The sequence below is a fragment of the Streptococcus sp. FSL W7-1342 genome (genome assembly GCF_037966635.1).
Taxonomy (GTDB): Bacteria; Bacillota; Bacilli; order Lactobacillales; family Streptococcaceae; genus Streptococcus; species Streptococcus salivarius_D.
In genome coordinates, this window is sequence record NZ_CP150200.1 from 676,003 (window position 1) to 689,169 (window position 13,167).

At 48.6% G+C, this 13,167-nt stretch carries 1 protein-coding gene and 2 pseudogenes; 2 read left to right on the forward strand and 1 reads right to left on the reverse strand.

All coding sequences use genetic code 11. The annotated features are described in order from the left end of the window. Window positions 1–361: 361 nt before the first annotated feature. Window positions 362–2,713, forward strand: a pseudogene (locus NSQ79_RS03155) (accessory Sec-dependent serine-rich glycoprotein adhesin); the annotation flags it as partial. 638 nt (window positions 2,714–3,351) lie between these two features. Here the strand turns inward: NSQ79_RS03155 and NSQ79_RS03160 are convergent. After that, window positions 3,352–3,537 (reverse strand): hypothetical protein, encoded by a 186-nt coding sequence (locus NSQ79_RS03160; protein WP_041817198.1) that lies wholly within the window; start codon window positions 3,535–3,537, stop codon window positions 3,352–3,354. A gap of 811 nt (window positions 3,538–4,348) precedes the next feature. Here NSQ79_RS03160 and NSQ79_RS03165 point away from each other — a divergent pair. Continuing rightward, window positions 4,349–10,654: pseudogene (locus NSQ79_RS03165) on the forward strand (accessory Sec-dependent LPXTG-anchored adhesin); the annotation flags it as partial. Between the last annotated feature and the right edge of the window lie 2,513 nt (window positions 10,655–13,167).

Consider the following 13,167-nt stretch of genomic DNA (forward strand, 5'->3'; position numbering starts at 1 on the left):
ACCACTCTTATTAGTACATTGTTAAATAAGAGTGGTGTTTTTTGCTGTCTAGTGATATTAAGATGAAAACTTTAGAAAGAGGTACTCATCAGATATAATTAGAAAATTCGGAATTCTGATTAATCTTACTAAGAGGAATTTTCCTTAATCATTTTTTTCGAGAGATGTCATATTCTATTTCTACCTTTTCATTGTTATCATCCTGGGGAAATCACCCTTTTTTAGACTTGTAAAAGCAATGTAGGAAAGGGCGATAAAAAAATTCAAAAAATAAGATACTATATTAGATTTTTGGGTTAAGGATATGATAAAATAAATAGTAATATACTAATAAACTAGCTAAAAATGAAAAGGTGTATATATGTTTTTTAGAAGAAATGAGGGTCAGTACCGAGAAACTGATCGTGTGACACGTTTTAAATTGGTAAAGTCAGGGAAACACTGGTTACGTGCCGCAACTTCTCACTTCGGACTTTTTAAGATAATAAGTGGTCGAGTGGATGCGTCATCTGTATCAGTTCATCAAGTTGAGGAAGAAGTACCTTTAATCACAAGTGACAGACTTTTAAAGGGAGTAGCCGCGACTGGAGCTCTACTAGGTGGAGGAGTAGCGACTTATGTAGTTCAAGCTGATGAAGTAACAAGTCCATCAGCGGTAGAGCATACGGTTAGTCCGACGACAGATGTTTTGGCAGCTTCTGATTCAGCGGTTTTGGGTCATTCGGGAGCTATTACAGAATCTGTAGTCAGAGGGGATGTTGTTAGCCAGTCAGCCTCAGCCACAGATTCAGTATCAAACTCAGTAGACTCAGTCTCACTATCGCTATCGGCAAGTCATCAGGCTTCTGCGTCAGTATCAGCGAGCCTTTCGACCTCAGTCTCAACCTCTGCTAGTACGTCAGCTTCAACAAGTGCTTCGGCTTCGCAGAAAGCTTCGGAATCTACTTCAGTTTCAATGAGTAGTTCAAAGGCGACAGGGCATGACAGTGAGACATCAAGTAGTCAAGTTACTGCTACGAGCCAGACGGGGTCTGAGAGTGGTGCAGACTCAATGCGTTCAGAAGACTTAGATACCAATGAGACATCACGTTCGTCAGATTTAACAACAAGAGCGTCAGTACCGACAGTCTCAGTACAAGCAGCAGAGGTTACCTCAGAAGCTACAGCAGTAGCTAATACTGCTGTGGCGGTGAGTATTGAGGCGGATAAGAAGCGTCAAGAGCAAGAAGCCAAGCTTAACTCACTGTCTACTGAAATTGGAACTTATCTAGGAAGACTAGGCAATCGTGAAGGGGCGGAAAGTGCCCTTCTAAAAGGAAAGACTACGATTGAAGCGATTCAAAATGCTTTGACAGATCCAAACGCTGACCTCAACGCCCTTATCTCTGAAGCTACTAGAACCCGTAATACTGTGGTCAATACGGTGTTACGTGCAAATTCTGGACTTCGAGACAGCCGTAATGGGAGAGCACTTCCGACAGGAACAGGTTTCAGAGCAGCAACAAATATTGGAAATGCTACTTACACGCCAAAAGCAGCACTTCATGTTACGCCGGAAGATCAAGAAGATTATTTCGAGACGAAGGGGACAGCGTCTTTAAATAATGGTGTGGTAACCTTGACGAATACTAAAAGTCAAGCTGGTTCCTATACCTTGAAAAACAAGATTGATATGAACGAAAGTTTCGTACTAAAAGGGAAAATCAATCTAGGTGATGCTTATGAGGGGAACTCTTCAGCAGGTCACACTGGTGGTGATGGTATTGGAACAATCTTTTCTACAGGTGCTGTAGGAGAACTTGGAACTAACGGCTCTGGTGCTAGTCTTGGTATGGGGGGAACGAATTTAAAATATTCCTTTGGATTTAAATTAGATACCTATCATAATACAAGTAACCCAGCTGCAAATGCTTTTGCTTTTGCGGATCCTAGTAATGTACGAGGGGGTGGTGCCTTTGGTGGTTGGGTTCAATCGGAAGGAAGCGGAAAGGTCAGAACCTATGATGCGAATAAGTTAACTGTAAATCCTACAAATAATACCCTTCGAGACTATACTGTAAGCTACAATGGTAAAACGAAGGAGATGACTGTTACTTATGCTGGACAGACCTTCACAAAAAATGTTTCCACTTGGCTTTCGCAATCACGTACTACAACCCGTCAATCAGCTGGGAATGAAGAATTAGCTTTTGCACTATTTGCATCCACAGGTGGTGCATGGAACCTACAGCAATTCCAATTGGAATCCTTCGATTACACCACAGGTGGATCTTACATTACGATCAAGTATGTAGATGATATTACAGGAGCGGAGCTCAAGCCATCTAAAACCATTTCTGGTCTAGGAGGCAATGTCCAAGATTTAACAAGTTACTTGGACATTCCTGGTTACAAAGTTCAACGTAATAATGCCAACACTTATAATCTCTACAGAGGCGGAAACAAGATTGAATTTAAACAAGGAAAGGTAACGGTTACCTATACCTATTCTCCTACAGTAGAGAAAAAGGTAGATCGTATCTATACCTATGTTGGTGAAAATGCTTCTGATTTAACTGTTGCTCAAAATTTTGTAAAGACTCAAACGGGTGTGACTTTACCTAGCAATACGAAGTATGAATTTGTATCTGGTTTTGATACGACAGATCAAGGAGATAAACAGGCTACTGTAAAAGTCACCATGCCGAATGGTTATGTTCAAACAGTTGATATCCCCTACACCGTTTATCCATCTCTTAGTGCCAAAAGTCCAATCTACGATTTTAAAGGAGAATCACTGACAAATGGTTCAGCTTCAGGTGGTGGTTATTACAATTACCTTACGAAATTAGGTACGGGTGGTTGGTACCCTTCAGGAATGTCTTGGGGACTTTATGATGGAACCACGAAGATTGATGATATCAATACCGATACGGTAGGTTATAAAGACTATACGTTAAAAGCAGTTTTTCCGAAGGGTCGGTATGGTGAAACGGAATCTAGCAAGTTACTGACGGTTTCATCTACTTTCCGACACATTGTTTATGATCTTGTTGCCAACCCGACACCAAACCCTACGAGATCTTGGGTCTTTACTCAAGGTGACAATGTTACAATTAATGCAATCAGCGCAGTGCAGTATGCATCTGGTTCGAATGCAATCACTCCTGTGGCCAATGATACCTTCACCTGGAAAAACAATGATGCTCCGAGCATGGATCAAATCGGAAAATTCACGAAAACAGTTATTGTAAAAACTGGTGAGGATGGAGCAGGACATAGAGCCACTAAAGAGATTGATGTTGTCGTAACGGTCAATCCAAAAGTAGCAACGATTACGACTGATTTGACCGGTAAAGCTGGTATGAAGAATCAGCAGATTGCAGTAACAGCTTCACCAGGTGCAACCGTTACGTTGAGCAATTCAGCAGGGAGGGCTATTGGAACTGCAGTAGCTGATGCATCTGGGAATGCAACTGTCACAGTCACAACAGCTTTGCCATATGGAAATATCCAAGCAAGTACATCTAAGACAGGGCCGACAGAAACAGGTGGCACAGCGACTTACACAGCTTCTGGAAATTCAAAATTAGCGACTTATGCTGCACCTAAAGCGAAGGCGGATAGGCTCTATGCCCTTCATCATGAAGGTTCTCCAGAATTAAGTATTCCAAGTAATTTTGTAAAATTAGCCAATGATTTAGCTTTGCCTTCAGGAAGTTCAGTACGTTGGAAGACATCAAAAGATCTAATCAATACCAATACGGTAGGGGATCGAGTTGCGGAGGTTACTGTTCAACTTCCAGGGGATTCTCAAACTTACACGGTTTCAGTTCCTTACACCATTTTACCGACGATTGAAGCTAAGAGTCCTATTTATGATCTTAAAGATGAAGGTCTTCATAATGGAACGGATGAGAGTAATTATATTAAGTCAGATACTACAGATGTTTCTTATACAACACAATGGACAGATGCGTCTGGAGTCAGCTCTACCACTATCCCATTAACAGTTGATAACACAGGAACATTTACCTATGCCATTAAGCGGATTTATGATGTGGGGCGTTATGGAGCAACGACAGATACTTCTAAATTAATTACGACTTCAACGACACTCGAACACCGTGTTATTGAACTCACAACCAAACACAAAGTTTTCCATCAAAATGTAGAAGATGAAAATTATAGAACTAGTAAAGATCCGGCTAGTTGGGTGACTATTACGGGAAATCCTAATTTTATAGGGGAATTCAGAGATGGCTTAGGACCAGACATTACAACTGCTGGGAAAGCTACATTAGACATTGCTTATACGATCACAGATGATAAGTCAGATATCCCTCTGACGATTCCAATAACTGCCGAATATACGGTTATCCCTACTCCAGTGATCTCTGAGGACTCAGTGACAGAGACAGGTGGCTTACCAGGTAAATCTATTCAAGTCACGAACGTTCTACCTAGTTCCACGGTCACTTTGACCTTGAATGGGCATCAGTTTACCAAGGAGGCAGGAGCTAGTGATGAAAGTGTTACTTTTACGGCACAGGATCTGAAGCAAGCCTATGATGATAACAATGGCTTGTTGCCTGTAGGTACTGTTACGGCTACAAGCACATTTGAAGGGGAAACTTCAGAGAAGGCTACAGCGACGATTACGGCAGAAACAGTGAAACCAACTGTTGAGTATAAGGTTAAGGTAAACGGCAAAGATCCTCAGATAGGAATAAATGGCGACTATGTTTTCTATGCTGGAGATGTCATCCAAGTGACCGTTACTGGTAAAGACAACAGCGGCAAGCTTGCTACCTTACGAGTAACTGGGAATGCGACTGTCCTTTCAGATTTCTTCCAGGGAAATACAAACTGGGGAACGGGTGCTATTCCAAATATTATCAATACCGTTATGAGCGATGACCAGACAACCTTTACCTTTACCGTTGTTCCAAAGAGTGACTTGATTTGGGGAGCAGGTAATCGTTGGGGACGTCGTGTAGAAGCAGTCGACCTAAGTGGAAATAGGACTTTATCTGATGAATTTGGTGTTAGACAAGGTCAATTAAAAGATCTATTTAACAAGCCTTCGATAACTGTTACACAAGTAAAGGATATCGGTCACTTAACAGAGATAGATAAAGCTAAAGTTCGTGAAGAAATCATGAAGGCACATGATAGGGTGATTGCAAATGGCCGAGATCGTATTGCAAGTATTGAAATCAGTAACGATGGTGTTGCAACAGTCTATTACAAAGATTTCGATAAGAATCAAACAAATCAATCTCAATACCCACTAACAACATATACACAAAGTGAAACGGTATCAGATACTGTGTACAAGTCAGAATCAACAAGTACAAGTACATCTGCCAGTGAATCAGCAAGCACATCCGCAAGAGAAAGTGAATCTGTAAGTACAAGCGCCAGTGAATCCGCAAGTACATCCGCATCGCAAAGTGCTTTAACGAGTGCGAGTGAGTCGGCAAGTACGTCCGCGTCGATGAGTGCCTTAACTAGTGCTTCAGAATCCGCAAGTACATCCGCGTCACAGAGTGCATCGACAAGTGCAAGCGAATCCGCAAGTACAAGTGCATCGATGAGTGCCTCAACAAGTGCGAGCGAGTCCGCAAGTACTTCAGCGTCACAGAGCGCTTCAACGAGTGCCAGTGAGTCAGCAAGTACAAGTGCATCGATGAGTGCCTCAACAAGTGCGAGCGAGTCCGCAAGTACCAGTGCCTCACAGAGTGCCTCAACGAGTGCAAGCGAATCCGCAAGTACAAGCGCTTCACAAAGTGCCTCAACCAGCGCCAGTGAGTCAGCAAGTACGTCTGCATCGATGAGTGCTTCAACCAGTGCTTCAGAATCCGCAAGTACTTCAGCGTCCATGAGCGCCTCAACCAGCGCTAGCGAATCGGCAAGTACATCTGCATCCATGAGTGCTTCAACAAGTGCCAGTGAGTCCGCAAGTACGTCGGCTTCCATGAGTGCCTCAACAAGTGCGAGTGAATCCGCAAGTACCAGTGCGTCGATGAGCGCTTCAACCAGCGCCAGCAGCGCCAGCGAGTCCGCAAGTACAAGTGCATCGATGAGCGCTTCAACCAGTGCGAGCGAATCAGCAAGTACGTCAGCGTCCATGAGCGCCTCAACCAGTGCAAGCGAATCAGCAAGTACAAGTGCATCGATGAGTGCCTCAACAAGTGCGAGCGAGTCCGCAAGTACTTCAGCGTCACAGAGCGCTTCAACGAGTGCCAGTGAGTCAGCAAGTACAAGTGCATCGATGAGTGCCTCAACAAGTGCGAGCGAGTCCGCAAGTACCAGTGCCTCACAGAGTGCCTCAACGAGTGCGTCTGAATCAGCAAGTACGTCGGCCTCAATGAGTGCCTCAACGAGTGCGTCTGAATCAGCAAGTACGTCAGCGTCCATGAGCACCTCAACAAGTGCAAGCGAATCAGCAAGTACAAGTGCATCGATGAGTGCCTCAACAAGTGCGAGCGAGTCCGCAAGTACGTCCGCATCGCAAAGTGCATCAACCAGCGCCAGTGAGTCAGCAAGTACAAGTGCATCGATGAGTGCCTCAACAAGTGCGAGCGAGTCCGCAAGTACAAGTGCATCGATGAGCGCTTCAACAAGTGCCAGTGAATCCGCAAGTACCAGTGCATCGATGAGCGCTTCAACAAGTGCGAGCGAATCAGCAAGTACGTCGGCCTCAATGAGTGCCTCAACGAGTGCGTCTGAATCAGCAAGTACAAGTGCATCGATGAGTGCCTCAACAAGTGCGAGCGAGTCCGCAAGTACAAGTGCATCGATGAGCGCTTCAACAAGTGCCAGTGAATCCGCAAGTACCAGTGCATCGATGAGCGCTTCAACAAGTGCGAGCGAATCAGCAAGTACGTCGGCCTCAATGAGTGCCTCAACGAGTGCGTCTGAATCAGCAAGTACGTCGGCCTCAATGAGTGCCTCAACGAGTGCGTCTGAATCAGCAAGTACGTCAGCGTCCATGAGCGCCTCAACCAGTGCAAGCGAATCCGCAAGTACAAGTGCATCGATGAGTGCCTCAACAAGTGCGAGCGAGTCCGCAAGTACTTCAGCGTCACAGAGCGCTTCAACGAGTGCCAGTGAGTCAGCAAGTACAAGTGCATCGATGAGTGCCTCAACAAGTGCGAGCGAGTCCGCAAGTACCAGTGCCTCACAGAGTGCCTCAACGAGTGCAAGCGAATCCGCAAGTACAAGCGCTTCACAAAGTGCCTCAACCAGCGCCAGTGAGTCCGCAAGTACGTCTGCATCGATGAGTGCTTCAACCAGTGCGTCAGAATCCGCAAGTACTTCAGCGTCCATGAGCGCCTCAACCAGCGCTAGCGAATCGGCAAGTACATCTGCATCGATGAGTGCATCAACAAGTGCTAGCGAATCGGCAAGTACGTCCGCATCGCAAAGTGCCTCAACCAGTGCATCAGAATCAGCCAGCACTTCAGCATCGATGAGCGCCTCAACCAGTGCATCAGAGTCCGCAAGTACTTCAGCGTCACAGAGCGCTTCAACGAGTGCCAGTGAGTCAGCCAGCACTTCAGCATCGATGAGCGCTTCAACCAGCGCATCAGAATCAGCCAGCACGTCAGCATCGATGAGTGCATCAACAAGTGCCAGCGAATCAGCCAGCACTTCAGCATCCATGAGTGCATCGACAAGTGCGAGTGAATCTGCAAGTACGTCCGCGTCACAGAGCGCTTCAACAAGTGCGAGCGAATCCGCAAGTACATCTGCGTCACAAAGTGCGTCAACGAGCGCATCAGAGTCCGCAAGTACATCAGCGTCAATGAGTGCCTCAACGAGTGCTAGTGAATCCGCAAGTACCAGTGCCTCAATGAGTGCATCAACAAGTGCTAGCGAGTCCGCAAGTACGTCTGCCTCAATGAGCGCCTCAACAAGTGCGAGCGAGTCCGCAAGTACCAGTGCCTCACAGAGTGCCTCAACGAGTGCAAGCGAATCCGCAAGTACAAGCGCTTCACAAAGTGCCTCAACCAGCGCCAGTGAGTCAGCAAGTACGTCTGCATCGATGAGTGCTTCAACCAGTGCTTCAGAATCCGCAAGTACTTCAGCGTCCATGAGCGCCTCAACCAGCGCTAGCGAATCGGCAAGTACATCTGCATCCATGAGTGCTTCAACAAGTGCTAGCGAATCGGCAAGTACGTCGGCCTCAATGAGTGCCTCAACGAGTGCGTCTGAATCAGCAAGTACAAGTGCATCGATGAGCGCTTCAACAAGTGCGAGTGGGTCAGCAAGTACGTCTGCATCGATGAGTGCTTCAACCAGTGCGAGCGAGTCCGCAAGTACAAGTGCATCGATGAGCGCTTCAACCAGTGCGAGCGAATCAGCAAGTACGTCAGCGTCCATGAGCGCCTCAACCAGTGCAAGCGAATCAGCAAGTACAAGTGCATCGATGAGTGCCTCAACAAGTGCGAGCGAGTCCGCAAGTACTTCAGCGTCACAGAGCGCTTCAACGAGTGCCAGTGAGTCAGCAAGTACAAGTGCATCGATGAGTGCCTCAACAAGTGCGAGCGAGTCCGCAAGTACCAGTGCCTCACAGAGTGCCTCAACGAGTGCGTCTGAATCAGCAAGTACGTCGGCCTCAATGAGTGCCTCAACGAGTGCGTCTGAATCAGCAAGTACGTCAGCGTCCATGAGCACCTCAACAAGTGCAAGCGAATCAGCAAGTACAAGTGCATCGATGAGTGCCTCAACAAGTGCGAGCGAGTCCGCAAGTACGTCCGCATCGCAAAGTGCATCAACCAGCGCCAGTGAGTCAGCAAGTACAAGTGCATCGATGAGTGCCTCAACAAGTGCGAGCGAGTCCGCAAGTACAAGTGCATCGATGAGCGCTTCAACAAGTGCCAGTGAATCCGCAAGTACCAGTGCATCGATGAGCGCTTCAACAAGTGCGAGCGAATCAGCAAGTACGTCGGCCTCAATGAGTGCCTCAACGAGTGCGTCTGAATCAGCAAGTACAAGTGCATCGATGAGTGCCTCAACAAGTGCGAGCGAGTCCGCAAGTACAAGTGCATCGATGAGCGCTTCAACAAGTGCCAGTGAATCCGCAAGTACCAGTGCATCGATGAGCGCTTCAACAAGTGCGAGCGAATCAGCAAGTACGTCGGCCTCAATGAGTGCCTCAACGAGTGCGTCTGAATCAGCAAGTACGTCGGCCTCAATGAGTGCCTCAACGAGTGCGTCTGAATCAGCAAGTACGTCAGCGTCCATGAGCGCCTCAACCAGTGCAAGCGAATCCGCAAGTACAAGTGCATCGATGAGTGCCTCAACAAGTGCGAGCGAGTCCGCAAGTACTTCAGCGTCACAGAGCGCTTCAACGAGTGCCAGTGAGTCAGCAAGTACAAGTGCATCGATGAGTGCCTCAACAAGTGCGAGCGAGTCCGCAAGTACCAGTGCCTCACAGAGTGCCTCAACGAGTGCAAGCGAATCCGCAAGTACAAGCGCTTCACAAAGTGCCTCAACCAGCGCCAGTGAGTCCGCAAGTACGTCTGCATCGATGAGTGCTTCAACCAGTGCGTCAGAATCCGCAAGTACTTCAGCGTCCATGAGCGCCTCAACCAGCGCTAGCGAATCGGCAAGTACATCTGCATCGATGAGTGCATCAACAAGTGCTAGCGAATCGGCAAGTACGTCCGCATCGCAAAGTGCCTCAACCAGTGCATCAGAATCAGCCAGCACTTCAGCATCGATGAGCGCCTCAACCAGTGCATCAGAGTCCGCAAGTACTTCAGCGTCACAGAGCGCTTCAACGAGTGCCAGTGAGTCAGCCAGCACTTCAGCATCGATGAGCGCTTCAACCAGCGCATCAGAATCAGCCAGCACGTCAGCATCGATGAGTGCATCAACAAGTGCCAGCGAATCAGCCAGCACTTCAGCATCCATGAGTGCATCGACAAGTGCGAGTGAATCTGCAAGTACGTCCGCGTCACAGAGCGCTTCAACAAGTGCGAGCGAATCCGCAAGTACATCTGCGTCACAAAGTGCGTCAACGAGCGCATCAGAGTCCGCAAGTACATCAGCGTCAATGAGTGCCTCAACGAGTGCTAGTGAATCCGCAAGTACCAGTGCCTCAATGAGTGCATCAACAAGTGCTAGCGAGTCCGCAAGTACAAGTGCATCGATGAGCGCTTCAACCAGTGCGAGCGAATCAGCAAGTACGTCAGCGTCCATGAGCGCCTCAACCAGTGCAAGCGAATCAGCAAGTACAAGTGCATCGATGAGTGCCTCAACCAGCGCCAGTGAGTCAGCAAGTACGTCAGCATCGATGAGTGCTTCAACAAGTGCTTCAGAATCAGCAAGTACAAGTGCTTCGATGAGCGCCTCTACAAGTGCTTCAGAGTCAGCAAGTACGTCAGCATCGCAAAGCGCTTCAACAAGTGCGAGTGAATCCGCAAGTACGTCGGCTTCCATGAGCGCTTCAACAAGTGCTAGCGAATCCGCAAGTACGTCTGCCTCAATGAGTGCTTCAACAAGTGCTAGCGAATCCGCAAGGACGTCCGCATCGATGAGTGCCTCGACAAGTGCGTCAGAATCCGCAAGTACGTCAGCGTCGATGAGTGCCTCAACAAGTGCATCTGAATCAGCCAGCACTTCAGCATCGCAAAGTGCATCAACCAGTGCGAGCGAGTCAGCAAGTACGTCAGCGTCGATGAGTGCTTCAACTAGCGCCAGTGAGTCAGCAAGTACGTCAGCGTCGATGAGTGCCTCAACAAGTGCAAGTGAATCCGCAAGTACTTCAGCGTCGATGAGCGCCTCAACAAGTGCTAGTGAGTCCGCAAGTACAAGTGCCTCACAAAGTGCCTCAACGAGTGCGTCAGAATCAGCAAGTACGTCAGCGTCGATGAGTGCCTCAACAAGTGCAAGTGAATCCGCAAGTACGTCTGCATCCATGAGCGCTTCAACAAGTGCGAGCGAGTCAGCAAGTACCAGTGCGTCCATGAGCGCTTCAACGAGTGCGTCTGAATCCGCAAGTACGTCCGCGTCACAGAGTGCCTCAACCAGAGCTAGCGAATCTGCAAGTACAAGTGCTTCCATGAGCGCTTCAACCAGTGCATCAGAATCAGCCAGCACTTCAGCATCGCAAAGCGCTTCAACGAGTGCCAGTGAATCCGCAAGTACATCTGCATCCATGAGTGCCTCAACAAGTGCGAGCGAGTCAGCAAGTACGTCCGCATCGATGAGCGCTTCAACAAGTGCCAGTGAATCGGCAAGTACTTCAGCGTCGATGAGTGCCTCAACAAGTGCTAGCGAATCCGCAAGTACGTCGGCTTCCATGAGTGCCTCAACAAGTGCTAGCGAATCAGCAAGTACATCTGCCTCAATGAGCGCCTCAACAAGTGCGAGCGAGTCAGCAAGTACGTCCGCATCGATGAGCGCTTCAACAAGTGCCAGTGAATCGGCAAGTACTTCAGCGTCGATGAGTGCCTCAACAAGTGCTAGCGAATCCGCAAGTACGTCGGCTTCCATGAGTGCCTCAACAAGTGCTAGCGAATCAGCAAGTACATCTGCCTCAATGAGCGCCTCAACAAGTGCGTCTGAATCAGCAAGTACCAGTGCGTCCATGAGTGCTTCAACAAGTGCCTCAGAATCTGCAAGCACTTCAGCATCGCAAAGTGCTTCAGAATCGGCAAGTACTTCAGCGTCGATGAGCGCTTCAACAAGTGCTAGTGAGTCCGCAAGTACGTCCGCATCGATGAGCGCTTCAACGAGTGCGAGCGAGTCAGCAAGTACCAGTGCATCGATGAGCGCTTCAACAAGTGCTTCAGAATCGGCAAGTACTTCAGCGTCGATGAGTGCGTCAACAAGCGCTAGCGAATCCGCAAGTACGTCTGCCTCAATGAGCGCTTCAACGAGTGCGAGCGAGTCAGCAAGTACAAGTGCTTCCATGAGCGCTTCAACAAGCGCTAGCGAATCAGCAAGTACGTCAGCGTCCATGAGTGCTTCAACAAGTGCGAGCGAATCCGCAAGTACGTCGGCCTCAATGAGTGCCTCAACGAGTGCGTCTGAATCAGCAAGTACGTCGGCCTCAATGAGTGCCTCAACGAGTGCGTCTGAATCAGCAAGTACGTCAGCGTCCATGAGTGCTTCAACAAGTGCGAGCGAATCCGCAAGTACGTCGGCCTCAATGAGTGCCTCAACGAGTGCGTCTGAATCCGCAAGTACGTCGGCCTCAATGAGTGCCTCAACGAGTGCGTCTGAATCAGCAAGTACGTCGGCCTCAATGAGTGCCTCAACGAGTGCGTCTGAATCAGCAAGTACCTCAGCATCACAGAGTGCATCGACAAGTGCGAGTGAATCTGCAAGTACGTCCGCATCCATGAGTGCCTCAACAAGTGCGAGCGAGTCAGCAAGTACTTCAGCCTCAATGAGTGCTTCAACGAGTGCGTCTGAATCTGCAAGTACAAGTGCTTCCATGAGTGCATCGACAAGTGCCAGTGAGTCCGCAAGTACGTCGGCTTCCATGAGTGCCTCAACAAGTGCGAGTGAATCCGCAAGTACCAGTGCGTCGATGAGCGCTTCAACCAGCGCCAGCAGCGCCAGCGAGTCCGCAAGTACTTCAGCTTCAATGAGTGCTTCAACAAGTGCCAGTGAATCGGCAAGTACTTCAGCGTCACAGAGTGCCTCAACAAGTGCGAGTGAATCCGCAAGTACGTCGGCTTCCATGAGCGCTTCAACAAGTGCTAGCGAATCCGCAAGTACGTCTGCCTCAATGAGTGCTTCAACAAGTGCTAGCGAATCTGCAAGTACGTCCGCATCCATGAGTGCCTCAACCAGCGCCAGCGAGTCAGCAAGTACTTCAGCCTCAATGAGTGCTTCAACGAGTGCATCAGAATCGGCAAGTACTTCAGCATCGATGAGTGCATCGACAAGTGCCAGTGAGTCAGCAAGTACGTCAGCATCGCAAAGTGCATCAACAAGTGCATCAGAATCCGCAAGTACGTCCGCGTCGATGAGTGCTTCAACAAGTGCTAGCGAGTCAGCAAGTACATCGGCCTCAATGAGCGCATCGACAAGTGCATCAGAATCGGCAAGTACCAGTGCATCCATGAGCGCTTCAACAAGTGCTAGCGAGTCCGCAAGTACGTCAGCATCCATGAGTGCCTCAACCAGCGCCAGTGAATCCGCAAGTACCAGTGCATCCAT